The 22,340-nt window shown below is 56.9% G+C and carries 23 protein-coding genes; 10 read left to right on the top strand and 13 right to left on the bottom strand.

The window, feature by feature from the left end:
* Nucleotides 1-10: 10 nt before the first annotated feature.
* The 6 genes from moaB to H7R56_RS16520 all read left to right on the top strand — a co-directional run bounded on the left by moaB (nt 11) and on the right by H7R56_RS16520 (nt 3,064).
* The gene (moaB, locus tag H7R56_RS16545; protein WP_065355567.1) at nt 11-523 is read left to right on the top strand and encodes a molybdenum cofactor biosynthesis protein B; all 513 of its coding nucleotides are present in this window, start codon (nt 11-13) and stop codon (nt 521-523) included.
* Between the two features lie 3 nt (nt 524-526).
* Nucleotides 527-1,012 carry a cyclic pyranopterin monophosphate synthase MoaC gene (gene moaC / locus H7R56_RS16540; protein ID WP_106924584.1) on the top strand — a complete coding sequence of 162 codons (486 nt, stop codon included), beginning with the start codon at nt 527-529 and terminating at the stop codon, nt 1,010-1,012.
* On the top strand, nt 1,005-1,250 hold the full coding sequence (moaD, locus tag H7R56_RS16535; protein ID WP_106924583.1) for a molybdopterin synthase sulfur carrier subunit: 246 nt from the start codon (nt 1,005-1,007) through the stop codon (nt 1,248-1,250). Before moaC ends, moaD begins: the two co-directional genes overlap by 8 nt.
* A 1-nt stretch (nt 1,251) precedes the next feature.
* Nucleotides 1,252-1,704: a molybdopterin synthase catalytic subunit MoaE gene (moaE, locus tag H7R56_RS16530; protein WP_106924582.1), complete on the top strand. Its 453-nt coding sequence runs from the start codon at nt 1,252-1,254 to the stop codon at nt 1,702-1,704.
* A 41-nt stretch (nt 1,705-1,745) separates the two neighbouring features.
* Nucleotides 1,746-2,450, top strand: a complete 705-nt coding sequence (locus H7R56_RS16525) for a Bax inhibitor-1/YccA family protein (protein ID WP_106924581.1) — start codon at nt 1,746-1,748, stop codon at nt 2,448-2,450.
* Nucleotides 2,451-2,653: 203 nt separating this feature from the next.
* Nucleotides 2,654-3,064 carry a YbhQ family protein gene (locus H7R56_RS16520; protein ID WP_106924580.1) on the top strand — a complete coding sequence of 137 codons (411 nt, stop codon included), beginning with the start codon at nt 2,654-2,656 and terminating at the stop codon, nt 3,062-3,064.
* Here the strand turns inward: H7R56_RS16520 and H7R56_RS16515 are convergent.
* The 5 genes from H7R56_RS16515 to cecR form a co-directional block, all read right to left on the bottom strand.
* A complete protein-coding gene (locus tag H7R56_RS16515; protein ID WP_182928309.1) occupies nt 3,026-4,132 on the bottom strand; it encodes an ABC transporter permease in 1,107 nt (368 codons plus the stop codon). The genes H7R56_RS16520 and H7R56_RS16515 overlap by 39 nt on opposite strands.
* A 97-nt stretch (nt 4,133-4,229) precedes the next feature.
* A complete protein-coding gene (locus H7R56_RS16510) occupies nt 4,230-5,363 on the bottom strand; it encodes an ABC transporter permease (RefSeq protein WP_106924578.1) in 1,134 nt (377 codons plus the stop codon).
* Complete coding sequence (locus H7R56_RS16505) at nt 5,353-7,092, bottom strand: ATP-binding cassette domain-containing protein (protein ID WP_106924577.1); 1,740 nt, start codon at nt 7,090-7,092, stop codon at nt 5,353-5,355. Before H7R56_RS16505 ends, H7R56_RS16510 begins: the two co-directional genes overlap by 11 nt.
* On the bottom strand, nt 7,085-8,080 hold the full coding sequence (hlyD, locus tag H7R56_RS16500) for a secretion protein HlyD (RefSeq protein WP_106924576.1): 996 nt from the start codon (nt 8,078-8,080) through the stop codon (nt 7,085-7,087). Before hlyD ends, H7R56_RS16505 begins: the two co-directional genes overlap by 8 nt.
* A complete protein-coding gene (cecR, locus tag H7R56_RS16495; RefSeq protein ID WP_106924575.1) occupies nt 8,080-8,754 on the bottom strand; it encodes a transcriptional regulator CecR in 675 nt (224 codons plus the stop codon). Before cecR ends, hlyD begins: the two co-directional genes overlap by 1 nt.
* A 229-nt stretch (nt 8,755-8,983) precedes the next feature.
* On the opposite strand from cecR, the gene rhlE reads away from it, so the two are divergent.
* The 3 genes from rhlE (at nt 8,984) to ybiB (ending at nt 13,685) form a co-directional block, all read left to right on the top strand.
* Nucleotides 8,984-10,366, top strand: coding sequence for an ATP-dependent RNA helicase RhlE (gene rhlE / locus H7R56_RS16490; RefSeq protein ID WP_106924574.1), 1,383 nt, complete (start codon nt 8,984-8,986; stop codon nt 10,364-10,366).
* A 96-nt stretch (nt 10,367-10,462) separates the two neighbouring features.
* A complete protein-coding gene (dinG, locus tag H7R56_RS16485) occupies nt 10,463-12,616 on the top strand; it encodes an ATP-dependent DNA helicase DinG (RefSeq protein ID WP_182928308.1) in 2,154 nt (717 codons plus the stop codon).
* Between the two features lie 100 nt (nt 12,617-12,716).
* Nucleotides 12,717-13,685, top strand: a complete 969-nt coding sequence (gene ybiB / locus H7R56_RS16480) for a DNA-binding protein YbiB (protein WP_106924572.1) — start codon at nt 12,717-12,719, stop codon at nt 13,683-13,685.
* Between the two features lie 189 nt (nt 13,686-13,874).
* On the opposite strand, the gene ybiJ is transcribed toward ybiB, so the two are convergent.
* The 5 genes from ybiJ to H7R56_RS16455 form a co-directional block, all read right to left on the bottom strand.
* Entirely contained in the window at nt 13,875-14,135 is a 261-nt protein-coding gene (gene ybiJ, locus H7R56_RS16475) for a DUF1471 family protein YbiJ (protein ID WP_106924571.1), read from the bottom strand.
* Between the two features lie 457 nt (nt 14,136-14,592).
* Nucleotides 14,593-15,270: a PKHD-type hydroxylase YbiX gene (gene ybiX / locus H7R56_RS16470; protein ID WP_106924570.1), complete on the bottom strand. Its 678-nt coding sequence runs from the start codon at nt 15,268-15,270 to the stop codon at nt 14,593-14,595.
* Between the two features lie 206 nt (nt 15,271-15,476).
* Nucleotides 15,477-17,759 (bottom strand): catecholate siderophore receptor Fiu, encoded by a 2,283-nt coding sequence (locus H7R56_RS16465; RefSeq protein ID WP_106924802.1) that lies wholly within the window; start codon nt 17,757-17,759, stop codon nt 15,477-15,479.
* Between the two features lie 272 nt (nt 17,760-18,031).
* A complete protein-coding gene (locus H7R56_RS16460) occupies nt 18,032-18,280 on the bottom strand; it encodes a YdgH/BhsA/McbA family protein (RefSeq protein WP_106924569.1) in 249 nt (82 codons plus the stop codon).
* 83 nt (nt 18,281-18,363) lie between these two features.
* Complete coding sequence (locus H7R56_RS16455; protein WP_182928307.1) at nt 18,364-18,987, bottom strand: flavin reductase family protein; 624 nt, start codon at nt 18,985-18,987, stop codon at nt 18,364-18,366.
* Nucleotides 18,988-19,083: 96 nt separating this feature from the next.
* On the opposite strand from H7R56_RS16455, the gene rlmF reads away from it, so the two are divergent.
* Nucleotides 19,084-20,010: a 23S rRNA (adenine(1618)-N(6))-methyltransferase RlmF gene (rlmF, locus tag H7R56_RS16450; protein ID WP_106924567.1), complete on the top strand. Its 927-nt coding sequence runs from the start codon at nt 19,084-19,086 to the stop codon at nt 20,008-20,010.
* 42 nt (nt 20,011-20,052) lie between these two features.
* Here the strand turns inward: rlmF and glnQ are convergent, their stop codons facing one another.
* The 3 genes from glnQ to glnH all read right to left on the bottom strand — a co-directional run bounded on the left by glnQ (nt 20,053) and on the right by glnH (nt 22,257).
* Nucleotides 20,053-20,775, bottom strand: coding sequence for a glutamine ABC transporter ATP-binding protein GlnQ (gene glnQ, locus H7R56_RS16445; RefSeq protein WP_106924566.1), 723 nt, complete (start codon nt 20,773-20,775; stop codon nt 20,053-20,055).
* Nucleotides 20,772-21,431 (bottom strand): glutamine ABC transporter permease GlnP, encoded by a 660-nt coding sequence (gene glnP, locus H7R56_RS16440; protein WP_106924565.1) that lies wholly within the window; start codon nt 21,429-21,431, stop codon nt 20,772-20,774. The genes glnQ and glnP overlap by 4 nt, the downstream gene beginning before the upstream one ends.
* Nucleotides 21,432-21,510: 79 nt before the next feature.
* Complete coding sequence (gene glnH / locus H7R56_RS16435; protein WP_106924564.1) at nt 21,511-22,257, bottom strand: glutamine ABC transporter substrate-binding protein GlnH; 747 nt, start codon at nt 22,255-22,257, stop codon at nt 21,511-21,513.
* Nucleotides 22,258-22,340 lie beyond the last annotated feature (83 nt).

Below are 22,340 nucleotides of genomic sequence, written 5' to 3'. Positions count from 1 at the left end.
GAGCTATCAAATGAGTCAGGTGAGCGCTGAATTTATCCCGACCCGCATTGCTATTCTTACCGTTTCCAACCGTCGTGGCGAAGAGGATGACACCTCCGGCCATTTCCTGCGTGACGCCGCGCACGAGGCGGGGCATCAAATCGTCGACAAGGCGATTGTTAAAGAAAACCGCTACCAGATCCGCGCTCAGGTTTCCGCCTGGATTGCTCGCGATGATGTACAGGTGGTTCTCATCACCGGCGGTACCGGCCTGACCGACGGCGATCAGGCGCCGGAAGCGCTGCTGCCGCTGTTCGATCGCGAAATTGAAGGCTTCGGCGAAGTGTTCCGCATGCTCTCGTTTGAAGAAATCGGCACGGCCACGCTTCAGTCGCGCGCCGTGGCCGGCATGGCCAACCGGACGCTGATTTTTGCGATGCCGGGTTCCACCAAAGCCTGCCGCACCGCGTGGGATAACATCATCGCGCCGCAGCTGGATGCCCGTACGCGTCCGTGTAATTTTCACCCTCATCTGAAGAAATAAACGATGTCGCAACTGACCCATATCAACGCGGCGGGCGAAGCCCATATGGTGGATGTATCCGCCAAGGCGGAAACCGTTCGTGAAGCGCGCGCGGAAGCGTTCGTTACCATGCTGCCGGAAACGCTGGCGATGATCATCGACGGCAGCCACCATAAGGGGGATGTCTTCGCAACCGCGCGTATCGCCGGTATTCAGGCCGCCAAGCGCACCTGGGATCTCATTCCGCTGTGCCACCCGCTGATGCTCAGTAAAGTGGAGGTGAATCTCCAGGCTCAGCCGGAGCATAGCCGCGTGCGCATCGAGTCTTTATGCCGCCTGACCGGCAAAACCGGCGTCGAGATGGAAGCGCTGACCGCCGCCTCGGTGGCCGCATTGACCATTTACGATATGTGTAAAGCGGTGCAAAAAGATATGGTTATCGGCCCGGTTCGTCTGCTGGCGAAAAGCGGCGGTAAATCAGGTGATTTTGAGGCGGAACATCATGATTAATGTGCTTTTTTTTGCGCAGGTGCGTGAGCTGGTGGGGACCGACTCGCTGGCATTAGCGCCGGAATTCGCCACCGTTGAAGCCATACGTCAGCACCTGGCTGCGCAGGAAGGGCGCTGGTCGTTGGCCCTGGAGGAGGGCAAACTCCTCGCGGCGGTCAACCAGACGCTGGTCAGCTTCGACCATCCGGTGACCGATGGCGATGAAGTGGCGTTTTTCCCGCCGGTAACAGGAGGTTAAAATGAGCGAAACGCGTATTTGCGTTGGGCATGAACCGTTTAGCGTCGGGGAGGAGTATCCCTGGCTTGCCGAGCGCGATGAAGACGGCGCGGTAGTGACGTTTACCGGCAAGGTTCGTAACCACAACCTCGGTGACAGCGTGAAGGCGCTGACGCTCGAACATTATCCGGGCATGACCGAGAAAGCGCTCGCCGAAATCGTAGAGGCGGCGCGTGAACGCTGGCCGCTGGGGCGTGTGACCGTGATTCACCGCATTGGTGAGATGTGGCCCGGTGACGAAATTGTGTTTGTCGGTGTGACCAGCGCGCATCGTAGCAGCGCCTTTGACGCCGGTGAATTTATCATGGACTATCTCAAGACCCGCGCGCCTTTCTGGAAGCGTGAAGCGACGCCGGAAGGCGATCGCTGGGTGGAAGCGCGCGACAGCGATAAACAGGCAGCCGAGCGCTGGTAGAGTACACTTACTGTTGATACCTATTGATTCAGGAGACTGTCATGGAACGATTCCCTCGGTCCGATTCTATCGTCCAGGCCCGTAGCGGCCTGCAAACTTACATGGCACAGGTCTACGGCTGGATGACCTGTGGGCTGCTGTTAACCGCGTTTATTGCGTGGTACGCGGCGAATACCCCTGCGGTGATGATGTTTGTCTTCTCCAGCAAAATCACCTTTTTCGGCCTGATTATCGCCCAGCTGGCGCTGGTGTTTGTGCTCTCCGGTATGGTGCAGCGTCTGAGTGCGGGCATGGCGACGACGCTGTTTATGCTCTATTCGGCGTTAACCGGGCTGACGTTATCCAGCATTTTTATCGTTTATACCTATTCTTCTATTGCCAGCACCTTCGTGGTGACGGGCGGGATGTTCGGCATCATGAGCCTGTATGGTTACACCACCAAGCGTGACCTGAGCGGGCTCGGCAGCATGCTGTTTATGGGGCTGATTGGTATCGTGCTGGCTTCATTGGTTAACTTCTGGCTGAAAAGCGACGCGCTGATGTGGGCGATTACCTATATCGGGGTGATTATCTTCGTCGGGCTGACCGCCTACGACACCCAGAAGCTGAAAAACATCGGCGAGCAGATTGACGTGCGCGACACCTCAAATCTGCGTAAATACGCGATTCTTGGCGCGCTGACGCTGTATCTCGACTTTATCAACCTGTTCCTGATGCTGCTGCGGATTTTCGGCAACCGCCGCTAAGCGCAAAGAGAAAAGCACAATCCCGGACGAGTTCCGGGATTTTTTTTGCTTACAACCTGGATGGGTAGCCTGAAAAATGCACAAGCTGCTCTCTTCCTGAGCGAAATAGTGACACGGATGTCACAAAAAGAGGCACATTTACGGAATTTTCCGTAGACTCGGGTACTCTGAATAAGCAAATAAAATTCTTCAGGAGAGAAGCCATGAAGTGGCAACAACGAGTTCGTGTCGCAACGGGGCTAAGTTGCTGGCAGATTATGTTGCATTTGCTGGTCATCGCCGTGCTGGTGATGGGCTGGATGAGCGGCGCGCTGGTGCGCGTGGGTTTGGGCCTCTGCGTTGTGTATGCCGTCACCGTTTTACTGATGCTGGCCTTACAGCGTCACCCTGAGCAGCGCTGGCGCGACGTCGCCGATGTGCTCGAAGAATTGACCACGACCTGGTATTTTGGCGCCGCAGTTATTGTCGTCTGGCTGCTGTCGCGCGTGCTGCAAAATAACTACCTGCTGGCGGTGGCCGGGCTGGCTATCCTTGCCGGGCCCGCGGTGTTCTCGCTGCTGGTGAAAGAAAAAGCCTCAGGCGATCTTGCGGCGAAACATCGCGTACGCCACTGATCCCGTCGTGGCCGCTATAAACAGTAGCGGCCACAGGCTCCCCCAGACAATCGACAGACTCGCATCCTTCAAATAAATCTGCTTGGTAATATCGGTAAAATGCCGAATCGGGTTAATCCACGTCAAATGCTGGAGCCATACCGGCATGTTTTCGACCGGTGATACATAGCCCGACAGCAGGATCGCCGGCATCATAAAGACGAACACGCCGATAAACGCCTGCTGCTGGGTCGAGCACAGTGCAGAGATTAGCAGCCCAAACCCGACCAACGACAGCCCATAAATCACCATCGTGAAGTAGAACAGCGCCAGCGAACCGGCGAAGGGAATCTGATAGGCCCAGATACCGACGGCCAGCACGATAGTGGCCTGGAAGGTGGCGACGATCAGCGCAGGCACCGCCTTGCCGACGAAAATTTGCCAGGTAGCCAGCGGCGAAACCAGTAGCTGATCCAGCGTGCCCTGTTCGCGTTCGCGGGCGACCGACAGTGAAGTGACGATCATCACACCGATGGTAGTGATCATGGCGATCAGCGACGGTACCACAAACCACTTGTAGTCGAGGTTCGGGTTGTACCAGTTACGCACCACCAGCTCGCTGTTATTGGGTTTGGCCTTGCCTTCCATGAGCTCCTGCTGGTAGTTCTTCACAATCTGCTGGAGGTAGTTAGCGGCAATCTGCGCGCTGTTAGAGTTGCGTCCGTCGAGCAGCAGCTGCATTGGCGCGGTCTGGAAGGTGTCGAGGTTACGCGAGAAGCCGGCCGGGAAGCGTACCAGCAGCAGGGCCTTTTGGGTGTCGAGGGTCGGCTGAATGTCCTGCGGGCTTTTTAGCACCAGCACATGGGTAAAGGCTTTCGCGCGCGCAAAGCGTTGGGTCAGCTCGATAGCGTGCTGACCGTTGTCTTCGTTATAGACGGCGATGGTGGCGTTAGTGACCTCCAGCGTGGCGGCAAAGGGGAACAGCAGCACCTGAATCAGCACCGGCATAATCAATATGGCGCGGGTCTGCGGTTCGCGCAGCAGCGACTGTAGCTCTTTGCGGATAAGCGTCCATAAACGATAAAACATAGTACCGTCCTCATGTCGGGTGGCGCTGCGCTTACCCGACCTATAAGGCCCGTAGGCCCGGTAAGCGCAGCGTCACCGGGCAAAAAACGCGCCAGAGTTAATCCAACCGACGTTTGGTTTTCATCCACGTCAGGCCAATAAACATCACCGCCGAAGCGATTAAAAACAGCGTATTGATAATCAGCACGACCGGAATATTTCCCGCCAGGAACAGGCTTTGCAGCGTGCTGACGAAATAACGCGCCGGGATGATATAGGTCACCACGCGGATCGCGGCCGGCATACTGTCTATCTGGAAAATAAACCCGGACAGCATAATCGACGGCAGAAACGCCGCGTTCAGCGCCACCTGCGCGGCGTTAAACTGATTGCGGGTAATCGTCGAGATCAGCAGGCCCATGCCGAGGGTGCTGAGTAAAAACAGGCTGGTGATAAAAAACAACACCACCAGCGAACCGCGATACGGCACGCCGAGAATAAACACCGACACCAGCATGCACAGCAGCATGGCCAGCATACCGAGGAAATAGTAAGGAATGAGCTTGCACAGCAGCAGCTCGACGCGGGTGACTTCGGTTGAAAGCAGCGCCTCCATGGTGCCGCGTTCCCACTCGCGGGCAATCACCAGCGAGGTCAGAATTGCGCCGATCACCGTCATAATGATGGTAATGGCGCCGGGGATAATAAAGTGCTGGCTGATGGCCGCCGGGTTAAACCAGTAGCGGGTTTGTACATCGATGAGCGGTTCAAATTCCTGGCCGCGGTCTTCGGCGCGCTGTTTCTGCCAGATTTGCCAGATGCCTTCGACGTATCCCTGCACAAAGTTAGCCGTATTGGGCTCGCTGCCGTCGGTGATCACCTGAATGGGGGCGTTGTCACCCGCACGCGCCATGTGCTTATCAAAATCAACCGGAACCACGATCAGGCCGCGGATGCGTCCGGCCTGCATCATCTCAATCAACTGATGACGATTATCGCTCACGGTGGCATCAATATAGGGCGAACCGGTTAAGGTGTGGGTGAAGTCGAGCGCTTCTTTGCTCTGTTGTTCAAGCAGTACGCCGACGCGCAGCTTGCTGGAATCGAGGTTGATGCCGTAACCGAAAATAAACAGCAGCAGCAGCGGGATCACCACGGCAATCAGCCAACTGCTGGGATCGCGGACGATTTGCCGCGTCTCTTTGACGCACAGCGCGCGCACGCGCCGCCACGACAGCCCTCTAGCGCTCATTGGCGTGCTCCTTATCCCAGTCGTTGATAAGCGTAATAAAGGCCTGCTCCATGGTCGGGTCCGGCTGCTGCGCGTCGGCGGCCTGGGCTTTTAAATCGTCCGGCGTGCCGCTGGCGATAAGCTTACCGCGATACACCAGGCCAATGCGGTCACAGTACTCGGCTTCATCCATAAAGTGGGTGGTGACCATCACCGTCACCCCTTTTTCCACCATGCTGTTGATGTGCAGCCAGAACTCACGACGGGTGAGGGGGTCAACCCCTGAGGTTGGCTCATCGAGAAACAGAATGTCCGGCTCGTGCATCAGCGAGCAGGCCAGCGCCAGGCGTTGCTTAAAGCCTAACGGCAGTGAGTCGGTGGTGTGGCGAGCGATCGCTTTGAGGCCAAAGGCGTTGCTCATGCTGTCGATTTTGTCATTCTGCGCGCGGCCGCGCAGGCCGTACACGCCGGAGAAGAAACGGAGGTTTTGTTCGACCGTGAGGTTGCCGTACAGCGAAAACTTCTGCGCCATATAACCCAGATGCTGGCGCGCCTTACCCGAGCTGACCTTCAAATCCATATTCAGCACCAGCGCGTTGCCGGAGGTTGGCACCAGCAGACCGCACATCATTTTGAAGGTGGTGGATTTCCCCGCGCCGTTCGGACCCAGCAGGCCGAAGATTTCCCCGCGCTTGACCGCAAAATTGACGTGGTCCGTTGCGGCAAAGTCGCCGAATTTTTTGGTCAGCTGTTTGGCTTCGATGACCGTTTCGTCCGGCGAACCGTCAACGGTATGCAGAATGGCTCCCAGCGGCGATTCTGAGGTCCCCGCGCCGCCGAGCAGATCGATAAATGCATCTTCAAAGCGCGGCGTGGTCTCTTCTATTTCCAGCGTTGGCATGCCGGGTGCCCGGCGCAAATCATCGGCACTGGCCGATTTTTTGAGGATCACGCGCACCGAACGCCCCTGAATCATCCCGTCGCTGACCGCGCTTTGCTTCAACGCGCGCTGCAGCAGTCTGCGGTTATTTTCCTGCGGGCTGTGCATTAAAAAGCTGCGTCCGGCCATGGTACGGGTGAGGGCAGTAGGTTCGCCCTGATACAGGAGTTCGCCTTCGTTCATCAGCAGCACGTCCTGACACTGCTCGGCTTCATCAAGATAAGAGGTGCTCCAGAGGATCAGCATTCCATCACCCGCCAGCTCGTGCACCATTTCCCACAGCTCGCGGCGCGAAATGGGGTCGACGCCAACGCCGGGTTCATCCAGCAGCAGCACCTTTGGCTCGCCGACTAACGTACAGGCCAGTCCCAGCTTTTGTTTCATCCCTCCGGAGAGTTTACCCGCCAGGCGTTCGGTAAAAGGCCCCAGCGCGGTGAACTCCAGCAGCCGCGCGAAGGTCTTTTCCCGCGTTTCGCCGGTCACGCTTCGCAGGTCGGCATAGAGGTTAAGGTTCTCCATGACCGTTAAATCTTCATACAGGCCGAATTTTTGCGGCATATAGCCGAGCACCGCGTGCAGGGCGCTATCGTTGGCAATCGGGTCCAGCCCCAGCACCGTCGCGCTGCCCTCATCCGGCTTCAGCAGCCCGGCAAGCATGCGCATCAGCGTGGTTTTTCCCGCGCCGTCCGGCCCGACCAAACCGGTCACGTAGCCGGCGTTGATCGTGCAGTCCAGCCGGGCGACCGCTGGCTTATCCATGCCGGCAAACCGTTTGACCAGCCCGCGCAGCTGAATCTGGCTATCACTCATGGCGCGACTCATCGCTAAAGCGCAGCGTGACCGGCATCCCCTGGCGCAGGCTGTCGTCGGCGTCGGTGACGATAATGCGCAGGCGGTAAACCAGATCGGTACGCAGGTCCGGGGTCTCTACCGTTTTGGGCGTAAACTCGGCGGTCGGGGAAACAAAACCGATTTTACCGTGGTACGGTTTGTCCGGGCGGCCGTCGGTATAGAGCAAAATTTCGCGCCCCGGCTGGGCCTGATTGAGGTTCTTCTCGTCAACATAGGCGCGCACCCACACCGGGCGGGTCAGCGACAGCGTCAGCACGGTGCTGCCCGCGCTGAGCATACTGCCTGGCTCAACCGCGCGGGTGAGCAGGGTACCGTCGGACGGTGCGGTGAGCGTCGTGTCATGTAAATCGAGCGTTGCCTGCGCCAGCTGGGCTTGGGCCTGTTCGAGGTTGGCTTTTGCCTGAGCGATCTCCTGCGGCCGGTTACCCGCTCGGTATTGGCTGAGCTTGTCCTGTGCCGATTTCAGCGACGCCAGCGCCTGGTCACGGGAAGAACGCGCGTTGGCCAGATCGTTAGCCGACAACAGACGGCTGTTCCACAGCCCCTGCTGACGCTGGAGGAAGCTTTGCGCATAATCGTAGGCAGCCTGCGCCTGTTTTACCGCCGCGGCGGCTTGGGCTATTTCTTCTGCCCGGTAGCCGGCCATCATCAGATCGTATTGCGCTTCGGCGGTAGCGACGTTCGCCTTCGCCTGCTGCAGCGCGTTTTCATACGGCGCTTTATCCAGTTGGCCAAGCGTCTGGCCCTGCTTAATCGCATCGCCCTCGTCGACCGTCAGCGATTGCAGACGCCCGCCAACGCGGAAGCTCATGTTGACGGTACGAATATCGACGTTGCCATACAGGGTCAGGCCGTTATTCTGCCGACTCTGATACCACCACGTCCCACCGCCAATCAGCGCGACGATGAGCGCTATGGCCAGAATAAGGACCACCGGTTTTTTCATCACTTCAGGCTCCTTTGCGTTAATCCTTGCAGAATGAAATCGATATGACAGGTAACGACCGCGAAAATTTGCTCGGCTTTGTCGGCGTCAAATTGTGTCCAGCCGGTGCGCATCAGAATCGTTTCCCGCCCCAGGCGAAACGCCAGCACTTCCCCCAGCAGGGCGTGGGTGTGGAGGATCATTTGCGTGCTGCTGGCATCGCAGCCGGTATAGGCGGCAATCAGTCGGGTCAGATGCGCATGCAGCGGGGCAATCACCTGATCGTGAATCCGCTGGTAGGCGGCGGTCGGCGACAGCTGCTCGCGTGAGATAAATTTGCTCAGGTTCAGCGTGTCATCCTGAGTCAGCAGTAAAATCATGTTGCGGCAGGCGTGGAGGATCAGCGCGCGTATGGCTTCTCGGTCCGGCTGCGGTTGGGCGAATAGCTGTTCAGCGGCTTCGGCGTGAGCCCGGAAGTTTTCGCCGATAAAATCAGCAATCCATTGGGCGCAGGCCTGGTATAAATCTTCTTTTGAGCCAAAATAATAGGTGATGGCGGCAATATTCTGCCCGGCCAGCGCGGCGATATCGCGGGTGGTCGCATGCAGGCCGTACTCGCCAAACTGGGCGAGTCCGGCGGCAATCAGCTGGCTTTTCGCCTGTTCGCCTTTGCTGGTAATCGGAGTGGGATTCATGATGCCACCAGAATTAATCAAACGATTGATTAAGATTATGCCGGGTTTTCCATCTTGTCCAGCGTGGTGAATAATCTTGTTTTACCGCGTGAAGGGGATAATTTATGCGGTGCATCACAAAAACTGCTACACTCCGCCCCTTCATGACATTGTGGTTTTTGTCATTCCCCTGTTTTTCTCTCCCCTCGAAAACTACACCGCATGCGGTCGGGGTGGGTGTGGAGTACTTATGTCTTTTGATTCTCTCGGGCTGAACCCCGACATTCTGCGCGCCGTTGCTGAGCAAGGTTACCGCGAACCCACCCCCATCCAGCAGCAGGCGATTCCTGCGGTACTGCAGGGCCGCGACCTGATGGCCAGCGCCCAAACCGGCACCGGTAAAACCGCAGGCTTTACCCTGCCGCTGCTGCAGCTGCTGGTTTCCCGTGAGCCGCACGTCAAGGGCCGTCGCCCGGTGCGCGCGCTGATCCTCACGCCAACCCGTGAGCTGGCGGCGCAGATTGGTGAAAACGTGCGTGAATACAGCCGTTACCTGAACATCCGTTCGCTGGTCGTGTTCGGCGGCGTCAGCATCAACCCGCAGATGATGAAGCTGCGCGGCGGCGTTGACGTGCTGGTGGCTACGCCGGGGCGTCTGTTGGATCTCGAACATCAGAACGCCGTGAAGCTCGATCAGATAGAAATCCTGGTGCTGGACGAAGCTGACCGTATGCTCGACATGGGCTTCATCCACGACATCCGTCGTGTGCTGACCAAGCTGCCGGCGAAGCGCCAGAACCTGCTGTTCTCCGCTACCTTCTCCGACGACATTAAAGCCCTGGCAGAAAAACTGCTGACCAACCCGCTCGAGATTGAAGTGGCGCGTCGTAACACGGCTTCTGAGCAGGTAACGCAGCACGTTCACATGGTTGATAAAAAACGTAAGCGCGAGCTGCTGTCGCAGATGATCGGCGAAGGCAACTGGCAGCAGGTGCTGGTATTTACTCGTACCAAGCACGGCGCAAACCACCTGGCGGAACAGCTGAATAAAGACGGTATCCGCAGCGCGGCGATTCACGGTAACAAATCGCAGGGTGCGCGTACGCGCGCGCTGGCCGATTTTAAATCCGGCGATATCCGCGTGCTGGTGGCGACCGATATCGCCGCGCGTGGCCTGGATATTGAAGAGCTGCCGCACGTCGTGAACTACGAGCTGCCGAACGTGCCGGAAGATTACGTGCACCGTATCGGCCGTACCGGCCGCGCGGCCGCGACCGGTGAAGCGCTGTCGCTGGTGTGCGTTGATGAGCACAAACTGCTGCGCGACATCGAACGTCTGCTGAAGAAAGAAATTCCGCGCATTGCGCTGCCGGGCTACGAGCCGGATCCGTCTATCAAAGCGGAGCCGATTCAGAACGGTCGCCAGCAGCGTGGCGGCAATGGCAACGGTAACGGCGGCGGCCGTGGTCGCGGCCAGGGTGGTCAGGGGCAGGGCGCAGGGCGTAGCCAACAGCAGCCGCGTCGTAACGACGGCGGCGCGCCGAAAGCCAAACCGCGCAGCGCGGAGGGTAAACCGGCAGGCGATAAGCCGCGTCCACCTCGCCGCCCGCGTAAACCTGCAGCAGCGCAGTAAACTGCGAGCCCGGCCGAAAGCCGGGCTTTCTTTTTTGCGGCGGCGTACAGAAAGTGCCACAATAGTGGCTGTTTATACAGTATCTCAGGTTTTCTCATGGCTTTGACCGCTGCGCTGAAAGCGCAAATCGCCGCCTGGTACAAGGCGCTTCAGGAACAGATCCCCGACTTTATCCCCCGTGCGCCGCAGCGGCAGATGATTGCGGACGTCGCTAAAACGCTTGCCGGAGAAGACGGGCGACATCTGGCGATTGAAGCGCCTACCGGCGTCGGGAAAACCTTGTCCTACCTGATTCCCGGTATTGCTATCGCCCGCGAAGAACAGAAAACGCTGGTGGTCAGCACCGCCAACGTGGCGTTACAGGATCAAATCTACAGTAAAGATTTACCGCTGCTGCGCAAAATTATCCCCGATTTGCGCTTCACTGCCGCCTTTGGTCGCGGCCGCTACGTATGCCCGCGTAACCTGACGGCGCTCGCCAGCAGCGAGCCAAACCAGCAGGATCTGCTGGCCTTTCTCGACGATGAGCTGACGCCCAATAACCAGGAAGAGCAGAAGCGCTGCGCGAAGCTGAAGGGCGATCTCGACAGCTACAAGTGGGACGGCCTGCGCGACCATACCGACATCGCGATTGACGATGATTTATGGCGTCGCCTGAGCACCGATAAAGCCAGCTGTTTGAACCGTAACTGCCAGTATTATCGCGAGTGCCCGTTCTTCGTCGCGCGCCGCGAGATTCAGGAGGCTGAAGTCGTGGTCGCAAACCATGCGCTGGTCATGGCGGCAATGGAGAGCGAAGCGGTGCTGCCGGAGCCGAAAAACCTGCTGCTGGTGCTGGATGAAGGCCACCATCTGCCGGACGTCGCCCGCGACGCGCTGGAGATGAGCGCCGAGATTACCGCACCGTGGTATCGGCTACAGCTCGACCTGTTCAGTAAGCTGGTGGCCACCTGCATGGAGCAGTTCCGCCCGAAAACCACGCCGCCGCTGGCGCTGCCGGAGCGACTTACCGCGCATTGTGAAGAGCTGTACGAGCTTATCGCGTCGCTGAATAACATTCTTAATCTGTATCTACCCGCAGCCCAGGAAGCCGAGCATCGATTCCCGATGGGCGAGTTGCCCGACGAAGTGATGGAAATTTGCCAGCGTTTGGCCAAGCTCACCGAAATGCTGCGCGGGCTGGCGGAGCTGTTCTTAAACGATCTCAGCGAGAAAACCGGCAGTCACGATATTGTGCGCCTGCATCGGGTGATTTTGCAGATGAACCGCGCGCTGGGGATGTTTGAATCCCAGAGCAAGCTGTGGCGTCTGGCGTCGCTTTCCCAGGCATCGGGGGCGCCGGTCACCAAGTGGGCTACCCGCGATCTGCGCGATGGGCAGATGCACGTCTGGTTCCACTGCGTAGGTATCCGCGTCAGCGAACAGCTTGAGCGCCTGCTGTGGCGCAGCGTGCCGCATATTGTTGTCACCTCGGCAACGCTGCGTTCGCTTAATAGCTTCTCACGCCTGCAGGAGATGAGCGGGCTGAGAGAAAAAGCAGGCGATCGTTTCGTGGCGCTGGATTCGCCGTTTAACCACGTCGAGCAGGGTAAAATCGTCATTCCACAGATGCAGTTTGAGCCGCTAATCGATAACGAAGAGCAGCATATTGCCGAAATGGCGGCCTATTTTCGCCAGCAGGTCGAGAGCAAAAAGCATCACGGTATGCTGGTGCTGTTTGCCAGCGGCCGCGCGATGCAGCGTTTCCTTGAGCACGTGACCGATCTACGTCTGATGCTGCTGGTGCAGGGCGATCAGCCGCGCTATCGGCTGGTAGAACTCCATCGCAAGCGGGTTGAGAGCGGCGAGCGCAGCGTGCTGGTTGGGCTACAATCTTTTGCGGAGGGGCTGGATCTGAAAGGTGAGCTGCTAAGCCAGGTGCATATTCATAAAATCGCCTTCCCGCCGATCGACAGCCCGGTGGTGATCACCGAAGGCGAATGGCTGAAAAGTCTCAACCGCTACCCCTTTGAAGTGCAAAGTCTGCCCAGCGCATCGTTTAATCTGATTCAGCAGGTGGGGCGACTGATTCGTAGCCACGGTTGCTGGGGCGAAGTGATCATCTACGATAAGCGGCTGTTGACCAAAAACTACGGTAAGCGTTTACTGGATGCGTTGCCGGTTTTCCCGATTGAACGTCCGGAAGTGCCGGAAGTTAAACAGAAAGCTATCACGGCTAAGCCAAAATCACCGCGCCGTAAAAAACGCTAGCCCGGTGTGTAGGCCTGAAACGCATAGCGCCATCAGGCGGCCGCCGCACATTGCCGGATGCGCTGCGCTTATCTGGCGACGACGAGCAAAGGAGCAGTAAATGGATTATCGCAAAATCATCAAAGAAATCGGTCGTGGAAAAAATCATGCGCGTGACCTGGACCAGGACATCGCGCGCGGCCTGTACACCCAAATGCTTGATGGTGATGTTCCGGATCTGGAAATGGGCGCGATTTTGCTCTCCATGCGCATTAAGGGGGAGGGCGAAGCGGAGATGCTTGGTTTTTATGAGGCCGTGCAGCAGAAAACCATGCGCCTGACGCCGCCGGCGGGTAAACCGATGCCGATTGTCATTCCCAGCTATAACGGCGCGCGCAAGCAGGCCAACCTGACGCCGCTGCTGGCGATGCTGCTGCATAAGCTCGGTTTTCCGGTCGTGGTGCACGGGGTCAGCGAAGATCCGACGCGGGTCATCAGTGAGACCATCTTTGAGCTGCTGGGCATTGAGCCGACGCGTCATGCCGGGCAGGCGCAGGCAAAGCTGGATGGCCATCAGCTGGTCTATATTCCGGTTGGCGCGCTGTGCCCGCCGCTGGAACGGCAGCTGAATCTGCGCTGGCAGCTTGGCGTGCGCAACAGTGCGCATACGCTGGCCAAGCTGGCGACGCCGTTTGCCGAAGACGCGGCGCTGCGCTTGTCCAGCGTCTCGCATCCGGAGTACGTGGGCAAAGTCGCAAAATTCTTTGCCGATATCGGCGGGCGCAGCCTGCTGATGCATGGCACCGAGGGCGAAGTTTATGCTAATCCGCAGCGCTGCCCGCAAATCACATTGATTGATGCGCAGGGCGCACGGGTCATTAACGCGCGTCAGAGTGAGCAGTGCGAAGAGATTGTGGCGCTGCCAGCGGCGAAAGATCCGCAAACCACGGCGCAGTGGATCGAACGCTGCGTGGCGGGCGTCGAGCCGGTGCCGCAGTCGTTGAAAATTCAGCTGGCCTGTTGCCTGCTGGCGGCCGGAGAGGTCAGTTCGCTTGAAGACGGCCTTGACCGCGTCGCGCTCGCCTATTAAACCCGCTGGCTGTCCTCCCGAGCCGGGCATGGCCCGGCTCGTCTTATACCGCGCAAGCGGCCTTCCTGCGTAAATTCCACGCAAAAAAAAGCCCGGCGTGGCGGCCGGGCAAAAAAGGGTATCAACAAGTCAATGAGGGTTGGAGCACCCGCGAGAGGTCAGCTCACGGGGTATAACAGAGGGTGGCGATTATTTATAGATAACCGCAGTACCGCTAACTTTGTTGTTGGTGTTAGCAGACGTGATGGAGTAGCCGGTTGCGCCAGCAGCGGCAGCTTTCTGCGCCAACTGAGCTTCCATACCATCCAGAGTCGTCGCGCCGTCAACGGACACGGTACCCATTGCGTTCATTTTTTGTGCCTGAGCTTGGGTAACAGGCTGGGCAGCGAAAGCGCCAAAGGACAGGGCAGACAGGGCGATGGCAGCAACAGCATATTTAATGGTTTTCATAATTAATCTCTCGCAGGTTATGTCGTACAGGGGACGATGTTTTCGTCGATGTGATAAGTATCACGTTTTTATTTGGCGGAATAAATCGAAGAGAATTGATTACCATGCTCAAAAAAATTGAATGATTATTAATTTATTGATTATTAATAAAATATTCACGTCATGAATGTGTTTGCGTTGAATCCAGCGGAAGCGGGGGGATCGAAGGCACAATTTGCTACTTTTTTTGCCAAAAAGCGTGCTCGTAAAGATAATCGATTGCTCTGTATGTTGCGGTATGGATTTGTAATAAAAGCTGGGTTGTTGGGCCTGTTCTGGAATTATATTCTCATACAGGCGGTGAATGTAAACTTTTATCTGTCGTTTATCAAGTTGTCTGGCGCGGCCTTTGTCATGGCCGCCGGCGGTATTTTTTGCGGCGCGTCTTCTTCATATATTTTGAGAAATACTCGCCTGTTTAGATCTCAGACCACTCGCGCAGCAGGTTGTGATAGAGATTAAGCAGGGAAAGTGCCTCCTCCGACTCACCGTGACGGCTGTTCAGCGATTGAATATTTCGGTCCAGTTCGAACAGCATGGCGCGGCGTTTATCGTCGCGGATCATCGACTGAATCCACATAAACGATGCTACCCTCACGCCGCGCGTGACCGGCGTGACGCAGTGCAGGCTGCTGGAGGGATAAAGTACCAGGTCGCCTGCCGGAAGCTTCACCGAATGCTGCCCGAAGGTGTCGTTGATGATCAGTTCTCCACCGTCATAGCTCTCCGGATCGGATAAAAACAGGGTGGCGGACAGGTCGGTACGCATCCAGCCGCTTTCGGGGTGCTGGCGCACCGCGCCATCGACGTGAAAACCGTAGGTTTCCTGTTGCTGATAGCGGTTGAATAGCGGGCTGGAAAGGGTTTTCGGCAGCGCGGCGGCAAAGAACAGCGAATGGCGGTTTACCGCTTCTTGCACCAGGGCCTGCAGTGCCCGATAGCGCTCGCTGCGGGTATCGACCTGCTGATTATGCTTCACCTGCGCCCCCTGTGCGCCCACGGTCGCCCGGCCATCAATCCACTGCGCCTGGTTAAGTTCGGCAACAAGATGACGAACTTCATCGGTGCTCAATACGCCGGGAATACGGTACATCATGGGAGTCTCTCCTGAAAAAAGTGGGGCCTGTGCCTCAATGCCTGTCAGTTAAGCGAGATTCGTAGGCCGGATAAGCAAAGCGCCATCCGGCACACTGCGCGCTGATTGCCGGATGGCGGCGTAAACGCCTTATCCGGCCTACGGTTCCTGCTCCTGAATTCAACGCCTTAACTGACCAGCATTAGGCCAGCGCCCCACATGATGCCTTAGAAATGAACGTTCGCCGTCAGTACGAAGGTGCGTGGTTCGCCAGGATGGTAGCGATAGCCGCTCTTGTTGATGGAAGCAACATAGTCGGTATCGAACAGGTTATAGACGTTCAGCTGCAGATCGAGATTGCTGTTGACGCGATAGCCCAGTCTGGCGTCGGCCACCCAATAGCTTTCGGTGAACGACGGCGTGCCCACAGCACCATCGGAGCCGCGGTGCATGCTGCCAATATAGCGAGCGCCTGCGCCCACGGAGAGGGCATCGGTCGCCTGGTACTGGTTCCACAGCGTGAAGGCGTGTTCCGGCGTGTACGGCAGAGAAGCGCTGCCATCCTGCGCGACGTTCGCGCCTGCACGCACCGTCGCACGCTGTTGAGTAAAGCCGCCAATCACCTGCCATTCTGGAGTGATATTGCCGGCAACGGACAGCTCGTAGCCTTCTACGCGCTTAGTGCCGTACTGTGAGTAGGTGCCGTCGTCGTTAGCTTCGACATCGTTTTCAATGTCGGTACGGAACAGGGCGGCCGACAGCAGCAGGCGTTTATCCAGCACTTCCCACTTGGTGCCAATTTCGCTGGTTTTCGCCTTCTGCGGTTTAAAGTCGGTGCGGTTGGCGCTGTTGCCCGTACCGCCAGCGGCCAGGGCAAAGTTGCTGCCGCCCGGAGGCTGCTGGGAGATAGCGTAGTTAACGTAAACGTTGCCGTTCTGCGTCAGGTGATAGAGCGCACCGGCCTTCCAGTTCACGAGGTTGCCCGATTTGCTGGCGTCAACGGTGGTGACCGGTGAATTTTTCGCGACGCCCGCGGGGCAAGCTACCGCGCCGCGGGCAGTGCCGCCGCACAGCGATGCGCTGTCGTACTCGGTGCGATAGCTATCCAGACGGATACCGCCGTTCAACTCAAAATCACGGGTAATTTGCAGCGTGTCAAAGGCGTAGATACCGAAGGTATCGGTCTGACCATTCGCATTGGCGCCGCTGCGCTGGAGGCTGCCCAGAGAAATGCTGCTATCAGGGTGATAGAGGTTCACTGCCGGAGCGGTAAACGGATACACACCGTAGTTGGTCTGCTGTTCGCGGGTAAACTCTACCCCGGTACTGATATCGTGGCCGATTGCGCCGGTAGAGAACTTCGAGGTCAGGTTGGTCTGGTTAGTGAGAATTTTGTTGCTCACATCCTTGGTATTGATGTTACGTGTCCAGGTCCAGGTGTCGACGTTATTTGGATTTGGGCGAGTAATGTTCGTGGCCCCCCCCATCATCGCCGTCATCATATAGTCCTGCTTGATCTGCGACCAGCGGGTAGTGTTGCGAAGGGTGGTGGTGTCGTTGAAGTCGTGCTCAAAACGCATCGTCGCCGTATCGGTGGTCGAGTCGTCGTAGTCGGAGCGAGTGCCGTAGAAGTTATGGGTGTCCACTTTACCTGAGTGATTCAGCGCCGAAGTGGCGGCATTGGGTGCGGAGTAGCCCGGCAGCCCAACGGTTGGCACGCCGCCGTCCGGGGTGTTGTTCTGCGTCACGTGCAGGTAGTTGAGGTACAGACGGTTTTGCGTGCCGAGGCCGAACGCAATGGACGGTGCAATACCGTAGCGCTCGTTTTTAACGTTATCGCGCCCGGCATCGTGGGTTTTTTCACCCATCAGATTTAAACGCACCGCGGCGGTTTCACCGATCGCTTCATTCAGGTCCAGCGTGCCACGACGATACCATGCGCTGCCGACGCTGGCGGAGGCATCGATCCCGGAGTCCAGGCGCGGCTGTTTGCTGATCATGTTGATCGAACCGGTCGGCGCGCTGCGCCCGTAGTCGGACCCTGAGGGGCCTTTGATCACTTCCACCTGCTGGGTGTTAAATGTGTCGCGCGTCACGCTGCCAATATCGCGAATACCGTCAATATAGATACTGTTAGACGTATCGGCTCCGCGCATGTAGATGGTGTCGCCCGTTGACGAGCTGCCGTTTTCACCGGCAAAGAAAGCCCCGACGCCCGGTACGTTTTTCAGCGCATCGGTCAGGTTTGTCGCCCCTTGATCCTTCAACACCTGCTCAGAAATCACCGTGACGGTGCGGGTGGTATCCGCAATTGGACGGCTGAATTTCGGGTCGGCCGATTGAGTGGGGGCATACAGGGACGGAGTTTGGGCTTCAACAACCAGCGTATCACCCGCGTTTTTCTCTTTCCCCTCATCGGCCTGGGCGGCGGGGGTCAGGCCGATACAGATCCCGGTAAAGAAGGTGAGAGAACGAAAGCTGCCAAACGGAGTAGTGCGATTTTTTTCCATATCAATGAGCATCTTATAATTTAAAAAGCCATTAAAAAAATGACAGTAGGGATCGTCTCGTCCCCTTTGCCACTGCAGGTTGCTTAAAATTTATTAAATGAATTTGATAATGATTTTGATAAGCATTATCAAGTCGTGTGACTTTTTATCACTCATTGGCAGAAAAATAAATATATTGATTTACAGTTTCTTCATTTTTTATACATAAAGTTTACACGATTCAGTCGAATGGCCCTGAGGGAGGCGTCAAGCCATCCGCTCACGATGGCCGTTTACCGGTACAACGTCGCAGAACCGAACAGCTTGTTTTTTCCGCCGGCTACGTCAACGACAAAGGCTATCGCGCCAGCTTCGTGCGCCTTTTTGGCCAACTGCTGCTGAAGATCGTCAAGGTTGCTGGCGCCGCTGGCCGTTACGGTACCCACCGGGCGAAACGGAACGCCTGGAGCAGGAGCGGATTGGGCGCAGACGGTGGTTGTAGCGAGGAACGCGGCGGCGAAAAGCAGGTGAAAGGTGTGCATTTGTATCCCCTCCTGAAAGCAACAGGGAATACCTTAATTGTAGGCGGCGGGCAGGAAAAAGCAGCCACCGACGTGGCTGTTTTTTATTTATCGCGACGGGCATCCGGGCGAATTAAATCGAAGCGATGGCGCTCATCGATGGTGTAGTAGGCGGAGGGCCCACCCGCGCGCAGGACCGGCTGTGCGCGGGCGGTCTGATAGATTCCGTCCTCAAGCAGCGATTCATCGATATGAATACCGACCACTTCACCCAGCACCAGCCAGGTATCGACGGCGGTACCGTCGGCGCCCGTTAGCTGAATGCACTGCGAGAGGCGACACTCGAAGTTGACCGGGCTCTGCGCTACGCGCGGCGCGCTGACCAGACGGCTCGGTGCGGCGGTCAGCCCGGCGCGGGCAAATTCATCCTCGCCGTGGGGCAGGGTAGCGGAGGTTTCATTCATCGCCACCGCCAAATCACGGGTCGTCAGATTCCAGACGAACGCTTTGGTTTCCATAATATTCTGCACGCTATCTTTCCAGCCGCTGCTGGCAAAGCCGATAATCGGCGGGCGATAGTTAAAGCAGTTAAAGAAGCTGTAGGGGGCAAGGTTGCGCCGCCCTTCGACGTCAACGGAAGAGATCCAGCCAATAGGCCGTGGCCCGACGATGGCGTTTAGCGGGTCATGAGGCAGCCCGTGGCCGTGAGAAGGCTGATAAAAGTACATGACGTACCCATAATTAAGAAGCGGTAATCCAGACTCCCTTATTTACCGCGCCGCCGTCAACGGGTATCTTACGGCGCATTACGACAGGAGAAAGTCATGAGTAGCCAAAAACCGGGGTTGCACCCGCGCAACCGCCATCACAGCCGCTACGACCTGGACGCGCTGCGTCAGGCCTGCCCCGCGCTGAGCGATTTTATTATCCTCAACCCGGCCGGGGAGCAAACCGTGAATTTTGCCGACCCGCAGGCGGTGAAAACGCTGAATAAAGCGCTGCTGGCCCATTTCTACGGGGTGAAAGAGTGGGATATTCCAGACGGGTTCCTCTGCCCGCCGGTGCCGGGGCGCGCCGATTATATCCATCATCTGGGCGATCTGCTCAGCGATGAGAGCGGCAATGTGGTCAAGGGAGCCAGTATTCTGGATATCGGCGTGGGTGCGAACTGTATTTATCCGCTGATTGGTGCGCACGAGTATGGCTGGCGCTTTACCGGCAGTGAAACTCATCCTCAGGCGTTTGCCAGCGCGCAGGCTATCCTGAGCGCAAACCCGTCGCTGAACCGCATGATTCGCCTGCGTCGTCAGAAAGACGGTGCCGCGATGTTTAACGGTATCATCCACAAAAACGAACAGTACGACGCGACTCTGTGTAATCCGCCGTTCCACGATTCTGCCGCTGCCGCCCGCGCGGGTAGCGAGCGTAAGCGCCGTAATCTGGGGCAGGAGCGTGACGATGCGCTGAACTTTGGCGGCCAGCAGCAGGAACTGTGGTGCGAAGGCGGTGAGGTGGCTTTTATTAAGCAAATGATTGCTGAGAGTAAAGGCTTTGCCCGCCAGGTCATGTGGTTCACATCGCTGGTGTCAAAAGGTGAAAACCTGCCGCCGCTGTACCGGGCGTTAACCGACGTCGGTGCGGTGAAGGTGGTGAAAAAAGAGATGTCGCAGGGGCAGAAGCAGAGCCGCTTTATTGCGTGGTCGTTTATGGATGACGAACAGCGCCGCCGTTTTCTGGCGCGTAAACGCTAAAAGAAAAACGCCGTTTATCCCGGCGGGATAAACGGCGTGCTATCAGGAAACGTGCTGCAGGAACTCTTGCAGACGCTGGCTCGGTGGGTTCTTCACCAGCTCCTGCGGGTTGCCGTCTTCGGCAATCCGGCCTTTATCTATAAAGATCAGGCGCGATGCCACTTTCTCAGCAAAGCCGATTTCGTGGGTAACGATAACCATCGTCATCCCTTCCTCCGCCAGATCCTGCATGACCTTCAGCACTTCATGACGCAGCTCCGGGTCCAGCGCTGAGGTCGGCTCATCAAACAGCATCATTTTCGGCTTCACCGCCAGCGCACGGGCAATAGCCACGCGCTGCTGCTGGCCGCCGGACAGCTCGGAAGGGTAGTGGTGCGCGCGTTCCGCCAGCCCCACTTTCGCCAGCAGATCTTTCGCCAGTTTCTCCGCTTCATCTTTGTTCAGACCGCGTACGCGGGTGGGGCCAAACATCACGTTTTCCAGCGCCGTCAGGTGTGGGAACAGATAGAACTGCTGGAACACCATCCCGGCTTCCTGACGAATCAGGCGCTCGTCAACTTTGGGATCGTTGACTTTCAAACCATCAACGAACAGATCGCCGCTGGTGATTTCTTCGAGTTTGTTAATGCAGCGCAGCAGGGTGGATTTACCGGAACCGGATGGTCCGATAATGACCACCACTTCACCCTGTTTGATGTTCAGGTCAATGTTGTGCAGCACCTGGGTTTGGCCGAAGTGCTTAGAAACGTTTTTAAATTCAATCACAGGATTTTCATCCTTCTTTCAAGAATGCGGAGCACGATGTTGAGTACCTGGGTGATGATCAGGTAGATAACGCCGACGGCGGTCCAGATTTCCAGCGCGCGGAAGTTTCCGGCGATAATTTCCTGGCCGCTGCGGGTCAGCTCGGCTGCACCGATAACGATAAACAGCGACGTATCTTTGATACTGATGATCAGCTGGTTGCCTAATGCAGGCAGCATACGACGAACGGCCAGCGGCATAATCACATGGCGAATGGTTTCGCGACGCGACAGGCCGAGTGCCAGGCCTGCTTCGCTGAAGCCTTTATGGATGGACAGCACCGAGCCGCGAGTAATTTCAGCAATATACGCACCGGAGTTGATCATGATGGTGATCACTGCCGCGGTGAAGGTATCGATACGAATGTCCGGGAAGGCCATCGGCAGCGCGAAGTAGATGTACATGACCTGTACAACGATAGGCGTACCGCGGATCACTTCGATAAATACGAGGGCGATGTGGTTTGAAATCCAGCCGCCGTAAGTGCGGGCTAGACCGGCCACCAGACCGATGATGATACCGCCCGCGAGGCCGAGGATCGAAATCCACAGAGTCATTTTGGCGCCGTCCAGAAGAATTGGAATGGCAGGCCAGATGACGCTCCAGTCAAACTGCATGATGATAATCCTGTTACCGTGGTTCAAAAATAGCAGGGGCGAAAGGCCGCCCCTGAGTTTGCATCAGATTTTGGAATAATTATTTAGGTTCGGTACCGAACCATTTTTTGTAGATTTCGTTGTAGGTGCCGTTCTCTTTGAGCGTTTTCAGCGCGCCGTTCACTTTCTCACGCAGCTCGTCGCTGCCTTTAGGGAAGGCGATACCGTACTGCTGTGCTTCCAGAGATTCGCCGACCGCTTTGAACTGACCGTTACCGGCAGTTTTGATGAAGTACAGGATGTTCGGCGTATCGTGCAGCACGGCGTCAGCACGGTTTGTGCCTAACTCCATATAGGCGTTATCGATGTTCGGGAACTGGCGCAGATCTTTGGTTTTGATGTTGGCTTTCGCATAATCAACGGAGCCTGTGCCGCTTTTCACTGCGACCACTTTGCCATCGAGATCTTTCACGCTCTTGATGTCGTTATTATTGCTTTTCACCATCACCAGCAGGCCGCTTTTGTAGTAGCCGTCGGAGAAGTCGATCGCTTTTTTGCGTTCTTCGGTAATGGTGATACCGGCCAGCGCCAGATCGATGTTTTTCGTTTGCAATGCAGGGATGATACCGCTGAAGTCCATCGGCTTCAGGGTGTAATTCAGCTTCAGTTCTTTCGCAATAGCCGCCCACAGGTCAACATCAAAGCCGACATATTGATTACCCTGTTTGAATTCAAACGGGACGAATGCAGTATCGGTTGCGACGACCAGTTGTTTCTCCGCGGCCTGAGATGAAACCGCAAAAGCCAGGGTGAGTGCTGCCAGTGAAACTTTAAACATTGACTTCATAGCATTTCCTTTTATATCCACGGGGCGATCCCCTGCGAGAACAATCGTCTTATGAAAAAATCGTGCCAACTTGGCAATTAGTT

The sequence above is a fragment of the Klebsiella sp. WP3-W18-ESBL-02 genome (genome assembly GCF_014168815.1).
GTDB classification, from domain to species: domain Bacteria; phylum Pseudomonadota; class Gammaproteobacteria; order Enterobacterales; family Enterobacteriaceae; genus Kluyvera; species Kluyvera ascorbata_B.
The sequence above is the reverse complement of the archived record's forward strand: the minus strand, read 5'-3'. Positions and strand labels throughout refer to the sequence as shown.

Bases quoted from the DNA above. Each gene is read 5' to 3' on its own strand.
- ybiX (WP_106924570.1), bottom strand. From the start codon at position 15,270: ATGATGTACCGTATTCCCGGCGTATTGAGCACCGATGAAGTTCGTCAT.
- H7R56_RS16465 (WP_106924802.1), bottom strand. From the start codon at position 17,759: ATGGAAAAAAATCGCACTACTCCGTTTGGCAGCTTTCGTTCTCTCACC.
- ybiB (WP_106924572.1), top strand. From the start codon at position 12,717: ATGGATTATCGCAAAATCATCAAAGAAATCGGTCGTGGAAAAAATCAT.
- H7R56_RS16460 (WP_106924569.1), bottom strand. From the start codon at position 18,280: ATGCACACCTTTCACCTGCTTTTCGCCGCCGCGTTCCTCGCTACAACC.
- H7R56_RS16505 (WP_106924577.1), bottom strand. From the start codon at position 7,092: ATGAGTGATAGCCAGATTCAGCTGCGCGGGCTGGTCAAACGGTTTGCC.
- rlmF (WP_106924567.1), top strand. From the start codon at position 19,084: ATGAGTAGCCAAAAACCGGGGTTGCACCCGCGCAACCGCCATCACAGC.
- moaE (WP_106924582.1), top strand. From the start codon at position 1,252: ATGAGCGAAACGCGTATTTGCGTTGGGCATGAACCGTTTAGCGTCGGG.
- rhlE (WP_106924574.1), top strand. From the start codon at position 8,984: ATGTCTTTTGATTCTCTCGGGCTGAACCCCGACATTCTGCGCGCCGTT.
- H7R56_RS16520 (WP_106924580.1), top strand. From the start codon at position 2,654: ATGAAGTGGCAACAACGAGTTCGTGTCGCAACGGGGCTAAGTTGCTGG.
- ybiJ (WP_106924571.1), bottom strand. From the start codon at position 14,135: ATGAAAACCATTAAATATGCTGTTGCTGCCATCGCCCTGTCTGCCCTG.
- moaC (WP_106924584.1), top strand. From the start codon at position 527: ATGTCGCAACTGACCCATATCAACGCGGCGGGCGAAGCCCATATGGTG.
- moaB (WP_065355567.1), top strand. From the start codon at position 11: ATGAGTCAGGTGAGCGCTGAATTTATCCCGACCCGCATTGCTATTCTT.
- hlyD (WP_106924576.1), bottom strand. From the start codon at position 8,080: ATGAAAAAACCGGTGGTCCTTATTCTGGCCATAGCGCTCATCGTCGCG.
- moaD (WP_106924583.1), top strand. From the start codon at position 1,005: ATGATTAATGTGCTTTTTTTTGCGCAGGTGCGTGAGCTGGTGGGGACC.
- H7R56_RS16515 (WP_182928309.1), bottom strand. From the start codon at position 4,132: ATGTTTTATCGTTTATGGACGCTTATCCGCAAAGAGCTACAGTCGCTG.
- H7R56_RS16525 (WP_106924581.1), top strand. From the start codon at position 1,746: ATGGAACGATTCCCTCGGTCCGATTCTATCGTCCAGGCCCGTAGCGGC.
- cecR (WP_106924575.1), bottom strand. From the start codon at position 8,754: ATGAATCCCACTCCGATTACCAGCAAAGGCGAACAGGCGAAAAGCCAG.
- glnH (WP_106924564.1), bottom strand. From the start codon at position 22,257: ATGAAGTCAATGTTTAAAGTTTCACTGGCAGCACTCACCCTGGCTTTT.
- H7R56_RS16510 (WP_106924578.1), bottom strand. From the start codon at position 5,363: ATGAGCGCTAGAGGGCTGTCGTGGCGGCGCGTGCGCGCGCTGTGCGTC.
- dinG (WP_182928308.1), top strand. From the start codon at position 10,463: ATGGCTTTGACCGCTGCGCTGAAAGCGCAAATCGCCGCCTGGTACAAG.
- glnP (WP_106924565.1), bottom strand. From the start codon at position 21,431: ATGCAGTTTGACTGGAGCGTCATCTGGCCTGCCATTCCAATTCTTCTG.
- H7R56_RS16455 (WP_182928307.1), bottom strand. From the start codon at position 18,987: ATGTACTTTTATCAGCCTTCTCACGGCCACGGGCTGCCTCATGACCCG.